The sequence below is a fragment of the Micromonospora matsumotoense genome, from assembly GCF_050951065.1.
Taxonomy (GTDB): domain Bacteria; phylum Actinomycetota; class Actinomycetes; order Mycobacteriales; family Micromonosporaceae; genus Micromonospora; species Micromonospora matsumotoensis.
In genome coordinates this window covers 340,605-359,176 of the sequence record NZ_CP192025.1, presented here as the reverse complement: position 1 = coordinate 359,176, position 18,572 = coordinate 340,605, and the positions used below count along the sequence as shown (strand labels likewise).

The 18,572-nt window shown below is 73.9% G+C and carries 21 protein-coding genes; 10 read left to right on the top strand and 11 right to left on the bottom strand.

All coding sequences use genetic code 11. The features are described 5' to 3' along the window. Window positions 1-384: 384 nt before the first annotated feature. From ACQP1S_RS01795 to ACQP1S_RS01770, 6 genes are read right to left on the bottom strand one after another with little or no spacing between them, the layout of a single operon-like run. The gene (locus ACQP1S_RS01795) at window positions 385-1,923 is read right to left on the bottom strand and encodes a SpoIIE family protein phosphatase (RefSeq protein WP_432902322.1); all 1,539 of its coding nucleotides are present in this window, start codon (window positions 1,921-1,923) and stop codon (window positions 385-387) included. A 1-nt stretch (window position 1,924) separates the two neighbouring features. Further along, entirely contained in the window at window positions 1,925-3,250 is a 1,326-nt protein-coding gene (locus ACQP1S_RS01790) for an ATP-binding protein (RefSeq protein WP_432907711.1), read from the bottom strand. Between the two features lie 23 nt (window positions 3,251-3,273). After that, window positions 3,274-4,290, bottom strand: a complete 1,017-nt coding sequence (locus ACQP1S_RS01785; protein WP_432907708.1) for a SpoIIE family protein phosphatase — start codon at window positions 4,288-4,290, stop codon at window positions 3,274-3,276. Further along, window positions 4,287-4,706: an ATP-binding protein gene (locus ACQP1S_RS01780; RefSeq protein WP_091244163.1), complete on the bottom strand. Its 420-nt coding sequence runs from the start codon at window positions 4,704-4,706 to the stop codon at window positions 4,287-4,289. Before ACQP1S_RS01780 ends, ACQP1S_RS01785 begins: the two co-directional genes overlap by 4 nt. Then, window positions 4,703-5,122, bottom strand: a complete 420-nt coding sequence (locus ACQP1S_RS01775) for an STAS domain-containing protein (protein ID WP_091244161.1) — start codon at window positions 5,120-5,122, stop codon at window positions 4,703-4,705. Before ACQP1S_RS01775 ends, ACQP1S_RS01780 begins: the two co-directional genes overlap by 4 nt. Further along, a complete protein-coding gene (locus ACQP1S_RS01770; RefSeq protein ID WP_432902319.1) occupies window positions 5,122-5,982 on the bottom strand; it encodes an STAS domain-containing protein in 861 nt (286 codons plus the stop codon). Before ACQP1S_RS01770 ends, ACQP1S_RS01775 begins: the two co-directional genes overlap by 1 nt. 158 nt (window positions 5,983-6,140) lie before the next feature. Here ACQP1S_RS01770 and ACQP1S_RS01765 point away from each other — a divergent pair, with 158 nt between their 5' ends. After that, on the top strand, window positions 6,141-6,497 hold the full coding sequence (locus ACQP1S_RS01765) for an STAS domain-containing protein (RefSeq protein WP_091244155.1): 357 nt from the start codon (window positions 6,141-6,143) through the stop codon (window positions 6,495-6,497). Window positions 6,498-6,506: 9 nt separating this feature from the next. On the opposite strand, the gene ACQP1S_RS01760 is transcribed toward ACQP1S_RS01765, so the two are convergent. Beyond that, a complete protein-coding gene (locus tag ACQP1S_RS01760) occupies window positions 6,507-7,880 on the bottom strand; it encodes an MFS transporter (protein WP_432902317.1) in 1,374 nt (457 codons plus the stop codon). Between the two features lie 49 nt (window positions 7,881-7,929). Here ACQP1S_RS01760 and ACQP1S_RS01755 point away from each other — a divergent pair, with 49 nt between their 5' ends. The 5 genes from ACQP1S_RS01755 to ACQP1S_RS01735 all read left to right on the top strand — a co-directional run bounded on the left by ACQP1S_RS01755 (window position 7,930) and on the right by ACQP1S_RS01735 (window position 10,283). Further along, a complete protein-coding gene (locus tag ACQP1S_RS01755) occupies window positions 7,930-8,613 on the top strand; it encodes a FadR/GntR family transcriptional regulator (RefSeq protein WP_357773126.1) in 684 nt (227 codons plus the stop codon). A 40-nt stretch (window positions 8,614-8,653) separates the two neighbouring features. Further along, complete coding sequence (mscL, locus tag ACQP1S_RS01750) at window positions 8,654-9,124, top strand: large conductance mechanosensitive channel protein MscL (RefSeq protein ID WP_091244150.1); 471 nt, start codon at window positions 8,654-8,656, stop codon at window positions 9,122-9,124. A 79-nt stretch (window positions 9,125-9,203) separates the two neighbouring features. Beyond that, entirely contained in the window at window positions 9,204-9,452 is a 249-nt protein-coding gene (locus ACQP1S_RS01745; protein ID WP_357773122.1) for a hypothetical protein, read from the top strand. Between the two features lie 113 nt (window positions 9,453-9,565). After that, window positions 9,566-9,925: a hypothetical protein gene (locus ACQP1S_RS01740; protein ID WP_091245219.1), complete on the top strand. Its 360-nt coding sequence runs from the start codon at window positions 9,566-9,568 to the stop codon at window positions 9,923-9,925. 85 nt (window positions 9,926-10,010) lie between these two features. Next, entirely contained in the window at window positions 10,011-10,283 is a 273-nt protein-coding gene (locus ACQP1S_RS01735) for a hypothetical protein (RefSeq protein WP_432902314.1), read from the top strand. Window positions 10,284-10,329: 46 nt separating this feature from the next. On the opposite strand, the gene ACQP1S_RS01730 is transcribed toward ACQP1S_RS01735, so the two are convergent. Further along, window positions 10,330-11,616, bottom strand: coding sequence for a benzoate/H(+) symporter BenE family transporter (locus ACQP1S_RS01730; protein WP_432902312.1), 1,287 nt, complete (start codon window positions 11,614-11,616; stop codon window positions 10,330-10,332). Window positions 11,617-11,743: 127 nt separating this feature from the next. Between ACQP1S_RS01730 and ACQP1S_RS01725 the strand changes: the two genes are divergently transcribed. Then, window positions 11,744-12,304: a helix-turn-helix domain-containing protein gene (locus tag ACQP1S_RS01725; RefSeq protein WP_357888581.1), complete on the top strand. Its 561-nt coding sequence runs from the start codon at window positions 11,744-11,746 to the stop codon at window positions 12,302-12,304. On the opposite strand, the gene ACQP1S_RS01720 is transcribed toward ACQP1S_RS01725, so the two are convergent. Beyond that, window positions 12,289-13,332: a LuxR C-terminal-related transcriptional regulator gene (locus tag ACQP1S_RS01720; protein WP_432902310.1), complete on the bottom strand. Its 1,044-nt coding sequence runs from the start codon at window positions 13,330-13,332 to the stop codon at window positions 12,289-12,291. The genes ACQP1S_RS01725 and ACQP1S_RS01720 overlap by 16 nt on opposite strands. A gap of 63 nt (window positions 13,333-13,395) precedes the next feature. On the opposite strand from ACQP1S_RS01720, the gene ACQP1S_RS01715 reads away from it, so the two are divergent. The 3 genes from ACQP1S_RS01715 (at window position 13,396) to ACQP1S_RS01705 (ending at window position 16,223) form a co-directional block, all read left to right on the top strand. Next, a complete protein-coding gene (locus ACQP1S_RS01715) occupies window positions 13,396-14,115 on the top strand; it encodes a PP2C family protein-serine/threonine phosphatase (protein ID WP_432902308.1) in 720 nt (239 codons plus the stop codon). Window positions 14,116-14,165: 50 nt separating this feature from the next. Then, on the top strand, window positions 14,166-15,374 hold the full coding sequence (locus ACQP1S_RS01710; protein WP_091244129.1) for a GNAT family N-acetyltransferase: 1,209 nt from the start codon (window positions 14,166-14,168) through the stop codon (window positions 15,372-15,374). A 99-nt stretch (window positions 15,375-15,473) separates the two neighbouring features. Continuing rightward, window positions 15,474-16,223, top strand: a complete 750-nt coding sequence (locus ACQP1S_RS01705) for a ZIP family metal transporter (RefSeq protein ID WP_432902305.1) — start codon at window positions 15,474-15,476, stop codon at window positions 16,221-16,223. A 110-nt stretch (window positions 16,224-16,333) separates the two neighbouring features. On the opposite strand, the gene ACQP1S_RS01700 is transcribed toward ACQP1S_RS01705, so the two are convergent. Together ACQP1S_RS01700 and ACQP1S_RS01695 are read right to left on the bottom strand one after the other, a co-directional pair. Beyond that, entirely contained in the window at window positions 16,334-17,416 is a 1,083-nt protein-coding gene (locus tag ACQP1S_RS01700) for an NAD-dependent epimerase/dehydratase family protein (RefSeq protein WP_091244122.1), read from the bottom strand. Window positions 17,417-17,555: 139 nt separating this feature from the next. Then, window positions 17,556-18,263: a hypothetical protein gene (locus tag ACQP1S_RS01695; protein WP_432902303.1), complete on the bottom strand. Its 708-nt coding sequence runs from the start codon at window positions 18,261-18,263 to the stop codon at window positions 17,556-17,558. Between the last annotated feature and the right edge of the window lie 309 nt (window positions 18,264-18,572).

The following is an 18,572-nucleotide window of genomic DNA, read 5'->3' as shown; positions in this document are numbered from 1 at the left end:
GCAGAACAAAGTGTGGTGAGGTGAATGATGAAGGGTGGCAGCACGGTCACCCTGAGCAACATCGAGGGCTCTCCCCGGCGTGACTACTCTAAGTAGTTCCGATGGCGGTCGAGGCCGACCGCGCGTGGCTCGACCGACCTCTGGCGAACCGGCGGGGACCAGCCCGGCACCCATCGTCGAGAGGTCGGGACCACCACCCCAGGGACGCGGCCCTGGCCCGAGGGCACCACTGCACACCGCAGGGCGGAGCCCGGAGAAACAGTCGGCACCGCTCAAGAGCAACCGGCACCGCAAGAGCAACCGGCACCGCAAGAGCAACCGGCACCAATCAAGAGCAGCCGGCATCGCAAGAACAGCCGGCATCGCAAGAGCAGCTGGCACCGCTCAGCGGCGGCGGACCGCCACCACCGCGACGTCGTCGTGGATCTCCGGTGGGGCCAGCTCGACCAGCAGCCGCTGGCAGAAGCTGTCCAGGTCGTCGTCGACCACCGTCGCGCAGGCGGCCAGCGCGGCCAGGCCGTCGTCGATGGTGGTGTCCCGCCGCTCGATCAGCCCGTCGGTGTAGAGCACCAGCGTCGCCCCGGCCGGCAGGGTGAACTCCAGGTCCTCCGGCCGGTCCGCGCGCACCCCGAGCAGCGGGGCCGACTGCTGGACGAACTCCACCCGGCCGTCCACCGTCACCAGCGCCGGCAGGTGCCCGGCGCTGGCCAGCCTGATCCGGCCGGTCGGCGGGTGCAGCAGCAGGATGCACAGGGTCGCCAGTTCGTTGCGGAGCAGCGTACGCATCAGCACGTTGAGCCGTTCCAGGATCACCCCGGGCTGGTGCCCCTCCACCGCGTACGCCCGCATCGCGTGCCGTAGCTCGGCCATCACCGTCGCCGCGTGCAGCGAGTGGCCGGCGACGTCGCCGATCGCCACCAACAGGTGCCCGTCGAGCATCACCAGCTCGTAGAAGTCCCCGCCCACCTCGGTCTGCGCGCTGGCCGGCTCGTAGCGCACCGCCAGGTCGAGACCGGCCACGTCGGGCAGCCGTCGGGGCAGCAGGCTCCGTTGGAGGGTGACCGCGATCCGGTGCTCCTCGTCGTAGGAGCGCTGCGCCTCCACCGCCGAGGCGACCGCCTGGGCGAGCTGCACCAGCACCGGCGTCCGGGCGGTCTGGGTGGCGGTGGGCACCACCACGTAGAGCGGGGCGCGGTCCTCCCGCAGCTTGGCGGCGGCCACGGTCACCGTGTCGCCGGCCGGCCAGCGCACCAACCCCCACCCCTCGGGGGCATCCACCCGGACGGTCGCGCCGGTCGGCACGCCGGTGTCGTCGACCATCCACGGTACGATCTCCGGCGTCGCGCCCGGACCGGCGGCGATCCCGGCCAGGCAATCCCCGTCGAAGGTCTCCGCGACCACCGCCGCCGGGCTGCGGAAGATCTGCGCCGCGCCGGCCGCCGCCTCCTGCAACAGGCGGGTGAAGGTGGACGCGGCGTGCACCGCCACGGTGGTGTCGGCCAACCCGGTGAGCCGCTCGGCGAGCAGTTCGGCCCGCGTCCGCGCCTGGTAGTAGCGCAGCACCGCGTGCGCGGTGGCCACCAACTCCTCCGGCTCGATCGGCTCGGCCAGGTAGGCGTCCGCACCCCGGGTCAGTCCCTGGGTACGGTCCACCACGTCGACCGCGTGCGCGGACACGTGGATCACCGGAATCGCCGGGTGGTCCGCCTTGATCCGTTCGCAGACCTCGAAGCCGCTCAGATCCGGCAGCCGGACGTCGAGGACCACCAGGTCGATCGGGTCCACCCCGACCCGGGCCAGCGCCTCGGTGCCGTTCTCCGCCTCCCGGACCGTGAATCCCGCCCGGGTCAGCCAGCTCACCAGCAGGTAACGCTTGGTGGGGCTGTCGTCGACCACCAGGATCGTCGCCGGGGCGCCGGCCACCTCACACCCCCGCCACGGGCAGGTCCACCGTGAAGCTGCTGCCCCGGCCCGGCTCGCTGGTCAGCGCCAGGGTGCCGCCGAGCAGGGTCACCAACCGCCGCGCGTACGGCAGGCCGAGGCCGGTGCCGCTGCGCCGACTGGTCCCCGGCACCTGGTAGAACTCCTCGAAGATCCGTTCGTGCAGCTCGGCGGGGATGCCCGGTCCGGTGTCCGAGACGCAGATCCGGACCCGGTCGTCGACCCGGTCGGCGCACATCCGCACCTCGCCCCGGTCGGTGAACTTCACCGCGTTGTGCAGCAGGTTGCGCAGCACCTGGGCCAGCAGCACCTCGTCCGAACGGAGCACCGTGCCCGGGGGCGGCTCCGCCACCAGCAGCTCCACCTCGGAGCGGAGGGTGAGCGCCCGCAGCGTCCCGCGCAGCTGACCGAAGACCGCCCGCAGGTCGACCTCCGCCCACTCCGGCTCGATCCGGCCCGACTCCGCCTTGGCCAGGTCGAGCAGGTCGTTGACCAGGGAGAGCAGGTCGGCGGCCGAGGACCGGATCAGCTCGACCTGCTGGGCCTGCTCGGCGGTGAGCGGGTCCGACGCGGAGTCGGTCAGCAGCCGCCCCAGCCCGATGATCGCGGTCACCGGGGCCCGTAGCTCGTGGCTGACGTTGGCCAGGAACCGGCTCTTCGACTCGCTCGCCGCGCGCAGCTGGGCCGACTTCTCGTCCAGCTCCGCGTAGAGCGCCACCACCCCCCGGTTGGTCTCCTCCAGCTCCTCGGAGAGCTGGCTGTAGAGCGCCATCACGCCCCGGTTGGTCTCCTCCAGCTCGGCGTTCAGCACGGCCAGCTCGTCGCGTTGGCTGCGTACCTCGTCGAGAGCGGCGATGAGCTGCCCGTTCTGGGTGGCCAACTCGTCCAGGGCACTGGCCGGGGCGCTGGTGCCCAGCTCGACGCGCAGCTCGGCCAGTCGCGCCGGGGTCAGCGCCGCAGCGGCGGCCGGAACACGTCGGGACATCCTCACGACGGTATCTCCCGCCGCCTCCGCCAGCCCCAGAGTGTCCACCAATCGCGCCACCGCGCCGGACTGCGGCTCGTACCGGTTGCCCGGCAGGGGACGCAGCGGGGCGAGGTCGACGCTGAGGAACCGCCGGCCGTCCAACTCCGTCACGGCGGCGAAGCTGACGTCCGCGCCGTCCACCGTGCGCAGCAGGTCCCGGGCCACCTCGCTGAGCGCGGTGGCGAACCGGACCTGGTCCTGGTGCTCCAGCCCGATCGCCGCGGCGACCTCCCGGCCCCGCTGGCGTACCCCGAAGATGTCCTGCTCCACCCGCAACGCCATCCGCAGGAGTGGCTCGCGGGCGGTCACGACGGCGTTCTCGCGACCAACACGCAGGCGTCGTCCCGGCGGATCCCGGCGTCCCGCAGCAGGGTCGCCGCGACCACCACCGGCGCCCGCCCGGTCAGCCCGGGATAATCCTCGGACCGCCACCGGTCCACCACCCCGTCGCTCTGCATCACCAGGGTCGCGCCGGCCGGGAACGGGTAGTCGTACTCGCGTATTGTCGGGCGTTGGTGGCCGGCGATGCCGGGCAGCGACACCAGCCCCCGCCGGGTGCCGTCCGGGGCCAGCACCGTTCCGGCGATGTTGCCCAGCCCGGCGTAGCGCAGCAGACCCGCCGCCGGGTCCAGCTCCGCCACCGCCAACGCGGCGCCCCGGGTGTGCGACATCGCGCGGTGCAGGTGCTGCACCACGACGGCGGGCGGCCCGGCCGGCCCGGTGCGGAACGCGGAGACGGCCGCCTCGGCGGCGACGTTGGCCAACGGCCCGTGGCCCAGACCGTCGCAGACCAGCACCTGGTGCCGCCCCTGTTCGGTACGCATCGCGTGGGTGTCGCCGCTGACCTGCTCACCGGTGATCGGCCGGGTCAGCCCCGCCGCCCAGGCCGGCGCGGCCCGCACCTCCTTCGCCCACACCTGCACCGCGAAGACGGTGCCCCGCCCCGGCCGGGACCAGGCGTCGTACCAGCTGGCCTGGCGGGCGATGGCGCCGAGGCCGATGCCCAGGGTGCCGGTGGTGGAGTGGCCGTCGCGGGAGGAGACGGTCAGATCGGCCATCCCGGGGCCGGAGTCGATCGCGATCAGCTCCACCCCGGCGACGTCGCCGGTGCGCGCGGGGCGCAACAGCAGGACACCCTCCTGGGCGTGCTTCACCAGGTTGCTGGTCAGCTCGGCGGCGACGATGGCCAGTTCGGCGACCCGGTTCTCACCGAGGCCGAGCTGGCCGCCGAGGCGTTCCGCCGCGCGCCGGACGGCGCTGGCGGCGCTGCCGCTCTCCAGCCGGTACCAGTGGCCCGCGTCCGGCACCACGTCGTAGCTCATCGGGACCACTTGGTGATGGTGATCCGGGTGCCCTCGCCGGGGGCGGTCTGGATGTCGAAGTCGTCGACCAGTCGACGGGAGCCGCTGAGGCCGAGGCCCAGGCCACCGCCGGTGGTGTAGCCGTCGGTGAGGGCGAGGCCCAGGTCGACGATGCCCGGCCCGGAGTCGGCGAAGACGATCCGCACCCCGCGACGCCGGCCGTCCTCGACGACGGTCACCTCGGCGGTGCCGCCGCCGCCGTAGATGAGGGTGTTACGGGCCAGCTCACTCGCGGCGGTGACCAGCTTCGTCTGGTCGACGAGGGAGAGCTTGACCGCCACCGCCACGGTACGCACCAATTGGCGGACCCGGACGACGTCCTCGTCACTGCCGATCGCCTGGGTCTGCGGGCCGCCCAGGTCGACTCCCGCGGTCATGGCGAGGTCGCCGCCGTTGCGGACTCCACGTCCCCGGGTGTGTCGTCGTACCCGAGGTCGTCGTCGCGGGTCGCCGCGATCAACTCCATGCCCCGCTCCACGTTCAGCGCGGTACGGATGCCGTTGAGCGACAGGCCCAGCTCGACGAGGGTGATGGCGACTGCGGGACGCATCCCGACGACCACCGTCTCGGCGTCGAGCACCTTGGAGATCGAGGCGATGGTGGAGAGCATCCGCCCGACGAAGGAGTCGACGATGTCCAGCGCGGTGATGTCGATGATGACGCCGTGGCAGCCGGTCGCCACGATCCGCTCGGCCAGGTCCTCCTGGAGGGTGACCGCCGTCTGGTCGGACATGTCGATCTGGATGGAGACCAGCAGGATGTCGCCGATCTTCAGGACCGGCACCCGTTCCATCACGCCTCCCGACGCGGGTGGCGGCGGGACGCCTCCACCCCGGTGAGCCGCAGCACGTGCCGCAGCGCGTCGGCCAGGCTCGCCTTGGTGGCGATGTCGCCGAACTCGATGCCGAGCGCGACGATGGTCTGCGCGATCTGCGGGCGGATGCCGGAGATGATGCAGTCGGCGCCCATCAGCCGGGCCGCCACCACCGTCTTGAGGATGTGCTGGGCGACCTGGGTGTCGACCGCCGGCACGCCGGTGATGTCGATGATCGCGTACGGCGAGCCGGTGTCGACCAGGGTCTGGAGGAGCCGCTCCATCACCACCTGGGCGCGGGCCGAGTCGAGGGTGCCGACGAGCGGCACGGCGACCACGCCGTCCCAGATCTTCACCACCGGGGTGGAGAGTTCGAGCAGTTGCTCGGCCTGGTCGGCGATCAGCCCCTCGCGGGTCTGCACGTAGGTCTCGAAGGTGAGCAGCCCCATCCGGTCGACCAGGCCGGTGAAGTCGACGACGTCCCGCAGCGACAACTCCGCGCCGTCGGTCTCGGCCAGCTCGACCAGGACGTCCTTGAGGGCGTAGATGCTGACTGCGGTCTCGGTGGCGGTGAAGCTCTGCCGGGCCCGGCTGCGGGACAGGTCGGCGAGCACCGCCCGCAGCTCACCCGCCGCGGGCACCTGGAGGTCGGCCAGACCGGCACCGCCAGCGTTGATCATGCTAGCGTGCAGCTCCTGCACCTGCAGGCGTAGCTCGGCCAGGCTGAGCCGACCGCGCAGCGAGGCGGCGACGACCTCGGTCCACCGCTGCACCACCCGCTCGCCGTGCTCGGCCAGCAGCTCGACGAGTCGGTCGCCTCCGTCTGCGGTCAACGCCATGGTTACCTCCTGTGAGCTGGGCCGGCCGGACTCTATCACCGGAGGCAGACCCGGTAGTTGTCCCGAGGCAAAGGAATGATCGGTCCCACCGGAAGCGCTCCCGTTCTGCGTGTCCCGCCGTGCGTGGGATACCGTTTCACCAATAACAGGAGGTCTGAATGTCCCTGACGGTGCACACGGAACAGCGCGGCGACGTCGTCGTCGTGTCGGTCGCGGGCGAACTCGACATGGCGACCGCACCGCAGCTGCAGGACCAGATCACCGACCTGCTCGACAAGGGGCGCAGCCGGCTGGTGTTCGACCTGGCCGAGGTGTCGTTCTGCGACTCGACCGGGTTGTCGGTCTTCGTCCGGGCCAAGAACAGCTGCGACGAGGCCGGCGGCGTGGTCCGGTTGGCCGCCCCGCAGCGTGGCGTGCTGCGCATCCTTGAGGTCAGTGGGCTGGTCGAGGTGCTGCACACCTACCCGACGGTCGACGAGGCCGTCGCAGGCGACCCCACCTCCGCCTCGTCCTGACCGGTTTCCTCAGCGCTCGTCCTCGATGAACCGGGGGCGAGCGATCACCATGCCCGCGGTCGTCTGCACCGCGAGCGCGGCGAGCAGGAATCCCATCGGCGCGGTCCATCCGCCGGTCGCCTCGTAGAGCACCCCGACGAGCAGCGGCCCGAGCGCGGCGATGACGTAACCGGTGCTCTGCGCGAACGCGGACAGCGCCACCGTCCCGTCGGCGGTGCGGGCCCGCAGGCCGATGGTGGTCAGGATCAACGGGAACGCGCCCTGGCCGAACGCGAGCAGCAGCACCCAGAGCACCGCCCCGTCCCGGGGCGCGAGCGCCAGCCCCAGGTAGGCCGCCGCGGAGAACGCGGTCAGCCCGAACACCAACGGGCGCAGCGTCCGGAGCCGGCCGGCCAGCGTCGGCATCAGCAGGGCCACCGGCACCCCGAGCGCGGTGACCCCGGCGAGCAGCAGCCCGGCGCTCTCCGGCCGGAAGCCGGCGTCCCGGAAGAGCTGGGCCAGCCAGCCCATGATCGCGTACCCGCTGAGGGACTGCGCGCCGAAGTAGACCGCCATCGCCCAGCCGAGCCGGGTGCGGGCCGGCCGGACCCGGGTGCGGACGGCCGGGCCCGCCGAGGGGGGCCCGGCCCGTCGGGCGGCGCGCGCCCGCAACGCCAGCGGCACCCACGGGAGTACGGCCACCGCCGCCAGCGCCGCCCAGACCCCGAGCCCCGCACGCCAGGAGCCGAAGGCGTGCGCCACCGGCACGGCGGAGGCGGCGGCCACCGTCGTACCCGCCGTCAGGGCCATCGTGTACGCCCCGGTGACCAGCCCGGTGCGGTGCGGGAAGTGCTGCTTGACCAGCATCGGCAGCAGGATGTTCGCCACCGCGATGCCGGCCAGGGCGAGCGCGCTGGTGAGCACGAAGATCGCCGCCGAGTCGGTGAGCACCCGGAGCACCTGACCGACGGTGAGGGCGAGCATCGCCACCACCAGCACCCGGGCCGCCGGCCAGCGACGGATCAGCCACGGGGTGAGCGCGCCGAGACCGGCGAAGGCGATGGTGGGCAGGGTGGTGACGAACCCGGCCATCGCGCCGGAGAGACCCAGCCCGGTGCGTACCTCGTCGAGCAGCGCGCCGAGGCTGGTCACCGCGGCCCGCAGGTTGAGCGCGACCAGCAGCATCCCGACCAGCACCAGCGCCCCGCCGGTGGCCGGTGACGGGGCGCGGTGGGCCGGCCGACGGACGCCCGGCCCGGGTGCTCCGGCGGTGCCGCCCGGCCCGCCGGCGTCGGCACCGCGGTCGGTGGCGGCGGTCGGAGCGACGGCGGTGGCGGTCGGCCCGGCGGCGGCGGCGCTCCGGCCGACGGCGGTGGCCGCGGCGCTGGCATTTGGCGGGGTCATGACCTCGAACCTACAATCATGGGATGAATTTCGGCAGTTGGTGTAACCGGTGACACCGTCCGTCGATTCCCCGCCCGTGCCCCCGCGCGGTCAGCGGGTGCAGCAGACGATCGAGCAGCTCCGGGGCCGGATCCTCGGCGGCGAGTGGCCGGTCGGTGGACGCATCCCCACCGAGCCGCAACTGGTGACGGCCCTCGGGGTGGGGCGTAACACCGTCCGCGAGGCCGTCCGGGCCCTGGTGCACGCCGGGGTGCTGGAGTGCCGGCAGGGCTCCGGGACGTACGTGGTGTCGACCGACGAGCTGGCCCCGGTGGTGGCCCGTCGACTCACCGACGACCGGATGGCCGAGGTGGTCGAGGTCCGCCGGGCGTTCGAGGTCGAGGCGGCCCGGTTGGCCGCGCTGCGGCGTACCCCGGAGGATCTGGTGGCGCTCGACGGCGCGCTCGCCGCCCGGGAGGCCGCCTGGCGGTCGGGCCGGGTCGGCGAGTTCGTGGAGGCGGACGTCGCGCTGCACACGGCGGTGGTCGCCGCCGCCCACAACGCCATGCTGGCCGAGCTGTACGCCTCGGTCGGCGCGGCCCTGCGCAGCACCGTCGCGCACGCGATCGGTGACACCCTGCAACCCCAGCGGTACGTCGACCACGGTCGGCTGGTGGCGGCGATCCGGGACGGCGACCCCGGGCGGGCGGCGATCGAGGCCGGGGCTTTTCTGGAGCCGCCGTCCGGGGCATAGGTTGTCCCCGACGGAGAATCGGGACGGCACAGGAGTACGGATGCTCAAGGGCTTCAAAGACTTCATCATGCGCGGCAACGTCGTCGACCTGGCGGTCGGTGTCGTCATCGGCGCCGCGTTCACGGGCGTGGTCACCCAGCTGACCAAGTCGTTCCTCGAACCACTGGTCCGGGTCATCATCGTGTTGATCACCGGCAAGAAGGACGGACTCGAAGGCTCGACACCCTCGTTCCGGGGCATCCCGTTCGACTGGGTGGCCTTCGTCAACGCGGCGATCACCTTCGCGCTGACCGCCGCCGCGCTCTACTTCCTGGTCGTCTACCCGATGAACCGGCTGGCCGAGCGGCGCAAGCGGGGCGAGGAGCCGCCGCCGGCCGCGCCGAGCGAGGAGGTCAAGCTGCTCACCGAGATCCGGGACGCGCTGCTGGCCGGGGGCCACACCGCTCCGGGGCAGCGCGGCGCGCTCGACGACGTGCTCGGCCGCCGGACGGAGCCGCCCGCCCCGCGCTGATCGACCGGTGCACATCGGCCCCTGCGGAATTCCCGCAGGGGCCGACCTTTGTCGTACACATGTTCGATAGAGTCCGGCCATGGAGCAGCGTAGGCACTGGTGGAACGGCAAATGGGGACGACTGGCCCGGCGGGACGTGTTCCTCCGGGTCGACGCCGACCGGTGGCACGTCGAGCAGCGCGCCGGTGGCGCGGAGGGCATCTCCCAGTTCTACGAGTACGCCAGCGCCGACGAGGCCGAGGAGACCGTCCGGGCCCTGCTGGAGGGGGCGGACGCCTGGCGGGAACTCTCCCCACGTCCGCCCAGCGCCTGGGGCCCGGCGGTCTAGCGGCGGCGTCTCCGGCGGTGCAGCGGCCAGGTGCCCTTTGGTGCAGCCGCCCGGCATCCGGCGGTTTAGCGGCGGGCGGGGCAGGGAACCGCCCGGGGATGGAGCAGCAGGGCATGGCAGAACGGGCGGTCATCTCCCGGGTCACCACCGGCATGCGGGTGGTCGACACCGTCGGGGTCGAGATCGGCACCGTCGACCTCGTCCAGCGGGGCGATCCGAACGCGGTGACCGTGCAGGCGTCGACCGCCGATCCCGGCGGCAGCCTGAACGAGCTGATCGAGTCGGCAGCCGTCGAGGAGCCGGACGTCCCGGCCGACCTGGCGGCCCGCCTGCTGCGTACCGGCTATCTCAAGGTCTCCACCGAGCTGGCCCGCACCGGCGCGGTGTACGTGCTGGCGGACCAGATCGCCACGGTCGCCGACGACCAGGTACGCCTGCACGTCCCCGTCGGCGACCTGCCTCCGGAGGAGTGACCCGCCCCGCCGCCACTCCTCCCACACCACCGCGTCGGCCAGGTGTCTGCGTGGTCAGGTCGGTCGGATGTTCTAGTGTGGACCGATGTACCTGGTCGTCGGGGAGCAGCGGATGCCTGATGGCACGCCGGGGGCACGCCGGTCGCAATACGCGCACATGGCCGAGGTGGTCCGGCAGAGTCCGGGTTTCGTCCGTGGCTGGTGGGGGTCGGACGAGGCGGACCAGGAGATCGGGCACGCCGTGGTGGAACTCGACAGCCGGGAGCACGCGCTGGAGTTCGCGGCGACCGTCGCGCAGTACGTGCCGGACCTACGGCTGCGGGTGGTGGCGGTCGACGTGACCGCCAGCGCCCCCTGACCGCCAGCGCCCCCAGCACCCCGGGACCGCCAGCACCCCGGGACCGTCAGCGCCCTGCGGTCCGGCGGCGGAAGAGCAGCAGCATCAGCCAGCCGGCGAGCAGTCCCCAGAACGCCCCACCCACGCCGAGGAGGCTCACCCCCGACGCGGTGACCACGAACGTGACCACTGCGGCCTCACGACTCGGTGGATCGGCGACGACCGGGGACGCGGCGGAGGCAGCGCCCGATGCGGGCAAGGCCAGGGTGGAGACGGCGGCGGAGGGTGAAAGGGCCGCGGACGGGGCCGGGGGTAAAGAGGTGGGGGCAGGCGAGGTGGAGAGGGCTGCGGAGAGCGCGCCGGCCAACGCGCCGAGCAGCGCGAGCCCGGCGACCGCCTCGATGAGCACCGGCGGGGAGAGCAGCACCAGCGTGGTCGCCGCGCCCGCACCGAGCCCGAGCAGCGCCAGGCCGATGCCGGCGGTCACCGAGGCGATCCACCGCCGGTCCGGATCGGGGTGGGCGTCGGGGCCGGCAGCGAGGGCGGCGGTGATCGCGGCGAGGTTGACCGCGTGCCCGCCGGTGGCGGCACCGAGCGCGCTGGCCAACCCGGTGGCGCGCAGCGCGGGGGCGAGCGGCGGCCGGTAACCGTAGCCGCGCAGCACCGCCGCGCCGGGCACGTTCTGCGCGGCCATGGTGACCAGGAACAGGGGCAATGCCAGGCCGACCACCGCGGGCAGGGTGAACGTCGGTACGGTCGGCGACACCACCGGTCGCAGGTCGGCGACGCCCACCCCCACACCGGACGTGGTCAGCACGATCGCCAGCGCCGCCACCACCAGCGCGGCCGGCACCGCCCAGCGGCGGGCGAACCGGTGCAGCACCAGCCAGGTGACGATCACCGGCCCGGCCAGCGTCGGCACCTCGACCAGTGCGCGCACCGGGGCGGTGCACAGGGGCAGCAGCACCCCGGCCAGCATCGCCGCCGCCACCGGGGCGGGAATGGCGGCCACCGCCCGGCCCAGGGCGGGGAAGAGCCCGGCGGCGACGATGAGCAGCCCGCACAGCGCGAACGCCCCCACGGCGGCGGGCCAGCCGCCGGGGACCGGCCCGGTGGCCACCAGCAGCGCCGCGCCCGGCGTGGACCAGGCGATCGCGATCGGCATCCGGTGCCGCAGCCCGAGCCAGGTCGCGCAGATTCCGGCGGCGACGCTCACCGTGAGCAGCCCGGAGGCGGCCTGGGTCTCGCTGGCGCCCACCGCCCGCAGCCCGGCGAGCACCACGGTGAACGAGCTGGCGAAGCCGACCACGGCCGTCACCACGCCGGCCAGCACCGGTTGCAGCCGATCCCCCACCACAGCCTCCCTCACGCCCACTCCGACCGTCGGCGCGCGGGCCCGCCCGTCAAGGCGGGCTCAGGACACCCGTCCGGTCGACCGCCGTTCCGTTTACGGAACGCGGGCCGTGTAGCACCATAGCGGCATGACCCGGCCCCGCCCAGCCCGCCGGCCCCCGCTCGACGCCGACGCCGAGGCGGTCGGCCAGCGGATCCGCGCCCTGCGCGCCGCGCGCGGGGTCTCCCTCTCCACGCTCGCCCGCACCGCCGGGGTCGGGAAGGCCACCCTCTCCGCACTGGAGAACGGCACCCGCAACCCCACCCTGGAGACGCTGTACGCGATCACCGCCCAGCTCGGCGTGCCGCTGGCGGCCGTGCTCGCCGGGCCCGCCACCACGCCGACCGTCCGGGGCGCCACGGTCGTCGCCACCCTGCTGGAGTCGTTCACCGACACCGACGCCAGCTACGAGCTGTACCGGTTGCGGGTGCACCCCGGCGGGACGCAGGTCTCTCCCGCCCACCGGCCCGGGGTCACCGAACACGTCACGGTCTTCGCCGGGGTGCTGCGGGCCGGCCCGGTCGACGCCCCGCTGACCGCCGCCGCCGGTGGCCACCTGCGCTGGACCTCCGACGTGCCGCACGGCTACGCCGCCCTCGGCGACGAGGAGGTCGCCGCCAGCCTGCTGCTGCGTTATCCCCGCAGCTGACCCGCACCGGGCAGCCGGTGCTGCACCGCCCAGAGCGCCGCCTCGGTACGCGACGCCGAGCCGGTCTTGCGCAGCAGGTTCGACACGTGCACGGTCACCGTCCGCACCGAGATGCCCAACGCCCGCGCGGCCTGCTTGTTGGACATCCCGGCGACCAGGCAGCCGAGCACGTCCACCTCCCGACCGGTCAGCTCGACGTCGGGCGGGGTGGCCCGGGGCGCGGGCAGCCGCTCCGGCACCCGCAGGTGCTCCGGCAGCGGCTCGCGGACCAGCGCCTCCAGCCCCCGACCCGCGTGCACGGCCAACAACTCGGTGAGCGCGTACGGGTTGCCGCCGGTGCGTTGCCACACGGCGGCGCACACCCGCCCCGGCGGCGGACTGTCGCCGTACACCTGGGTGAGGATCTCGGCCACCTCGGCGACGCCGAGCGGGCCGAGGTGCTGGCGCACCGCGCCGCGTACCCCGCAGAGGCGGGCCAGGGCGCGGCGGGTGAGGTCCGGCGCGACCGCGTCGGCCGGCGGCCGGCTCGCCACCACCAGCAGCGCCGGCAGCTGCGGCGCGGTGGCCAGCTCGACGACCAGGTTGAGGCTGGCCGGGTCGAGGTCGTGCAGATCCTCCACCACCAGCACGGCCGGGCCGACGCCGACCAGCAACCGGACGGTCCGCACGGCGAGCCGCAGCAGCGTGCCGGGGGCGTACCGCTCGCGCGGCGCGGTCGGTTGCTGTGCCAACCAGGCCAGCGCGTCCGGCGGCAGGTCGAGAGCCCCGACGTCGCGGACGCTGAGCACCGCCGCCAGCCAGTCGTAGGGGGCCGGATCGTGCACCCGCGCCGCGCCGGCGAGGATCACCGCCGGACGCGGGTCGAGACCCTCGACGGCCGCCGCGACCAGCAGACTCTTACCCACCCCGGCGGCTCCGGTGATCACCGTGACGGCGGGTGACGACCGGCCTGGTCCGGCCACGGTGGACCACGCCCGGTCGAGCTCCGCCAGCTCTCCGACGCGACCCACCATCGACACCGGGATCATTTCTCCCACCCTACGTACTAGTGCGTAGAGACGGAGGGAGGGTGTATCCGGCAAGCTTGACGCATGACGCTGATCCTCCGCTCGGCCATCCTCAACGACGTCGGCCTGGTCCGCACCAACAACGAGGACTCAGCCCTCGCCGGTGAACGCCTGGTCGCGGTGGCTGACGGCATGGGTGGGCTGCCGGCCGGCGAGGTGGCCAGCGAGATCGTCATCCGCATCCTGGACGAGCTGGTCCCACCCACCGGCACCGACGAGGCCGCCGAGGCGTTGCGGGCCGTGGTCTCCACCGCCAACCGACGCATCCGCGCCGCCATCTCCGCCGATCCCGCCCGCGAGGGCATGGGTACGACGCTGACCGCCGCCCTGCTCGCCGGGGACACCCTGGTCCTCGCCCAGGTCGGCGACTCCCGCTGCTATCTGCTGCGCGACGGCGAGCTGACCCAGCTCACCCGGGACGACACCTTCGTCCAGGCGCTGGTCGACCAGGGCGCGCTCTCCCCCGACCAGGCCCGCCACCACCCGCAGCGGTCCCTGGTGACCCGGGCCGTGCAGGGGGCGGACGCAGCGCCCGCGATCGGCGTGCTGACCGTGTTCGCCGGGGACCGGGTCCTGCTGTGCAGCGACGGGCTCTCCGACTACGTGGCCGACGAGGCGATCCACGGGGCGCTCACCAGCTACCAGGATCGGCAGCACTGCGGCGAGCAGTTGGTCAAGCTGGCCCACCAGGCCGGCGCACCGGACAACGTCACCGTGGTGGTCTCGGACGTGACCGAGGGCTGAACCGGCCCAACCGGGTTGCGGCCGGCCGCCGGCCGGGTTGGGATGGACGGATGCTCATCCGTCGCCTGGCCGCCGAGGAACGACTGACCACCAGCTTCCCGCTCCAGGCGTACGCCTTCGAGGCGTCCCCGCTGAGCAGGGAGCGGGTGGAGGCGTTCCACCGCTACCTGCCGTACAACAAGGGCAACCGGACGCTGGTCGTCGAGGAGGGTGGCGTAGCGCGGGCCACCGCCAGCGCCGTCCCGATGCGGCAGAACCTGCGCGGCGCGGTGCTGCCGATGGCCGGGGTCGCCGGGGTGGCCACCCACCCGCTGGCCCGCCGCCAGGGGTACGTGCGCGCCCTGCTGCGTCAGCTCCTCGACGAGATGCGTGACGGTGGTCACCCGGTGAGCGCGTTGTACCCGTTCCGGGCCAGCTTCTACGAGCGGTTCGGCTACGTGGGGTTGCCCCGGGCGCGTACCGCCCGGTTCTCGCCGGCCGACCTGGCTCCGCTGCTGGGTGCCGAGCTGCCCGGCACGGTGACCTGGGAACGGATCGGCCCCGGGTACGCCCGCTACCGCTCGTTCACCGAGCGGTGCCTGCGGGAGCGGCACGGCTTCGCGATCTTCCCCGAGTTCCGGGACGTCGGCATGCGGGACCGGGACGACCGTTGGCTGATCACCGCGACGATCGACGGCAGCGTGGTCGGCGCGCTGACCTACCGGATCGACGACCACGGCGGGGAGCTGGCCGGGGACGATCTGCTCGCCGCCGACCCGTACGCGCGCGCCCTGCTGTTGCAGTTCCTCGCCCGGCACGTCGACCAGGTGGAGCGGATCAGCCTCCAGCTCCCCGCCGACGACCTGCCCGAGCTGTGGCTGACCGATCTGGCCGTGCACGTCGAGGCCCGGGTGACCCGGCCCGGCTCACCGGCGCCGATGGCCCGCCTGCTCGGCGTGGACGCCCTCGCCGGGCTGCCCGCCGGGCCCGGTCGGGTCCGGGTGGAACTGGTCGACGACCGCTGGCTCGCCGGCACCCACCTGCTCGACGGCGCCTCCGGCCGGTTGGAGCTGACCTCCGGTGGCCGGTCGGCGGTGACCTCAGGCGCTGCGGTGCCGGAGGTGACGCTCACCGCCGCCGGGCTGTCCGCGCTGGCGTACGGGGTGCTCGACCCGGCCGAGGTGCACATCCGGGGGCTGGGTGACGTCGGCCCGGAGGCGGCGGCCGCGCTGCGGCGGATCTTCCCGCGCGCCCTGCCGTACCTCTTCGCCGACTTCTGACCCGTCCGGTCCGCGCCGGACCGCCGGGCCGTCCGGTGTCGCCGGATCGGGACGGCCGGGTCTGGTTGACGCGCTCCGGGGGCGGGTACGGTCCCCGGAATGCCGGAGTGGTTACAAGCCGGGGCGTGGGGGCTGTTGGCCGGCTCCGCCCTGCTGATCGGGGCGGCCGTCGGGTTCTTCGCCCGGGTGCCCCGCAAGGTCGTCGCGTCGATCATGGCGTTCGGCGCGGGCGTGCTGCTCTCGGCCGTGTCGTTCGAGCTGATCGCCGAGGCGCACGAGCAGGGCGGCCTGCTGCCGACCGCGCTCGGGGCGACCGGCGGGGCGCTGGCGTACACCGGGGCGAACGTGCTCCTCGCCCGACGGGGTGCCCGGCACCGCAAGCGCTCCGGCGGGGAGCAGCCCTCCGAGCAGGAGCAGCCCGGCTCGGGGTCGGCGATCGCGGTGGGCGCGCTGCTGGACGGCGTACCCGAGTCGGTGGTGATCGGCGCGAGCCTGCTGACCGGCGGGCCGGTCAGCCTGGTCACCGTGGTCGCGGTCTTCCTCAGCAACGTGCCGGAGGGGCTGTCGAGCGCCGCCGGGATGCGTCGGGCCGGCCGCTCCCGCCGCTACGTCTTCGCCCTGTGGACGGCGATCACCCTGATCAGCGGGATCGCCGCCCTGCTCGGTCACACCCTGCTGGGTGGTGCGCCGCCGGAGGTGCTGGCCACCATCACCGCGCTGGCCGCCGGCGCGATCCTCGCGATGATCACCGACACCATGGTCCCGGAGGCGTTCGAGGACGCGCACCTGCTGGTCGGCCTGATCACCGTCCTCGGCTTCCTCACCGCGTTCGCCCTCTCCCACGCCTGACGCCGCGCACCGGCGGAGGAGGAGCGGCCCCCCGCCCCCGGCCGGCGCCACCGTGGCGTCCCGAGCGGTCGGCCCGGCCCCGCCCCCGGCGGCATCCGGGGAACCGCCGGTCAGTAGGGGTCGCCCTGGCCGGGGGCGCGGCCCCGGAGCAGGCCGGCCGGGCGGCCGGGCAGGTCGGCGTCGCCGGACATCGGCGGGCCGCCGGTGTGCGCGCCGTGGGCCATCCCGGCGAACAGTTCCCGCAACGCGGTCACCGCGTCGACCTGCGGCTGCCAGCCGAGTTCGGTCTCGGCCCGCGCACTGGACATCAGCGGCGCGTTGAGCCCCAGCTCGACCCAGCCCGCGTCCACCGGTTGGAGCCGGAACCGCCAGGTCAGCGCGGCGGCGGCACGCAGCACCGGGGCGGCCACCGGCACCGTCCAGCCCTTGAAGTGCCGGGCCACCAGCTCCGGGGTCAGCACCGGGTCCGCGGCGACGTTGAACGCGCCGCGCGCCTCACCGAGGACCGCCCGCGCGTACGCGTCGGCCACGTCGTCGGCGTGCACCGCCTGCATCCGCAGCCGACGGTGGGCCGGTACGAGCGGAATCCGCCCGTGTCGCAGCAGCCGCACCGGGGCCAGCGGCCCGAGGAAGTACCGGGTGATCTCGGTGCCCGCGTCCCGCTGGAAGATCAGCCCGGGGCGCAGCCGGACCACCCGCAGCTGCGGATGCGCGGCCTCGACGGTGTCCAGCATCGCCTCGACCTCGGCCTTGTCCCGGCTGTACGAGGAACCGGGCACCCCGGTCGCCGGCCACCGCTCGCTGATCGGGTGGTCCTTCGGGCCGGGGGCGTAGACGCCGACCGAGGAGGCGTACACCAGGGCGGGTACGCCGGCCCGGACGGTGGCCTCGGTCACCGCGCGGCTGCCGCCGACGTTGGTCCGGTGCAGGGTGCGCTGGTCGTGGCTGGGTTGGATCTGCCAGGCCAGGTGCACCACCGCATCGGCCTGGGTGAAGATCGCGGTGAGCTGGTCGACCGCGCCGGGCGCCCCGACGTCGCAGGAGTGCCACCGCACCCCGTCGTAGGGCGCACCGGCGTCCGGTCCGGGCAGCCGCCGGGCGACGCCGACGAGGTCCAGCCCCGGCTCCCGGCCCAGCCGGCGCAGCACCGCCGTGCCCACGTTGCCACTGGCACCCACGATCACGATCCGCATGCCGGCTGCGGTACCGCTGCGTCCGACTCCAACCCCGTCGCCTCCGACCGCTGCGTCGGGCGGCGGCGGTGTCCGGTCGGCCGGACACCGCCGACCCGCCGCCGGGCCGGGCCGCCACCGGCAGCGGCCCGGTCGTGGGTCAGCCGCCGGCCGGGGTACGGGCCGGACCGTTGTCGACCAGGCGGAACGTGCTCAGCAGCGGCGCGTCGCCCAGCTCCTCCAGGATCAGGCCACGGCTGGGCGAGAACTGGAGGAACGCCGAGTTGTTGCTGATCGCGTACGCGCCCTTGCCCGCGCTCGCGATGGTGAACAGCTGGGCCGGCTTGCGGGAGTTGCAGGCCGCCCCCTCGACGGTGAGCGACCCGCCGTTGGCCGGGTTGACCACCTGCCAGCAGGCCGGGTCGTCGCTGGCGGGGTGGTTGTCGCGCTTGCCGTACGACTTGATCAGGTACTTGCCGGCACCCGCCGGCGTCGGCACGAACAGCTGGCGTCCGCTGTCGTCGTCGACCTCGACCAGTTCGCCACCGTCCAGCGACACCCCCGACTCGATCGCCTGCACCCGGACGATGGTGACCTCCCGCTTGCCGGACAGCACCGGGGCCGCGCTGGTCGTGGCCGCCGGCTTGCCGGCGGACTTGGACGGGGCCGCGGTCGGCGGGGACGTCGCCGGGTCGGCGGGCAGCGCCGTACCGCTGGGCGTCACCGTCCCGGAGGGGGTGGCGACGCCCGACGGTGTGGCGCTGCCCGACGCGGTGCCGGTGGGCGTCGCGGTGCCGTCCCCGCAGGCCATCAGCGTCCCGGAGCACACCAGCAGCGCCACCCCGGTAACCCACTTCGCCTTCAACATCCCGTGCTCCTCCACCCGGCCCCGCGGGTGTTCGCGGGGGTCGTCCACTTGAGCCTCACGCCGGCGGTGATGGCACCGCAGCAACAGACTGGACGCCGGTGACCACCCGCCGGTTTCGCCGGTTCCCACCCACTCTCCAGTGACACACGTCACGTCATTACCGGGGCTGTGATCGATTGCCACTCATCCCGAATGTCTGACCAGTGCGAATGGCGCGACCGTCCACAGTCGTCGAATCGTGGCCCGGTGCGGGACCGGATAGACGGTAGGGTTGGCACACATCGGCGTCGACCAGTGGCGCAGGACTGC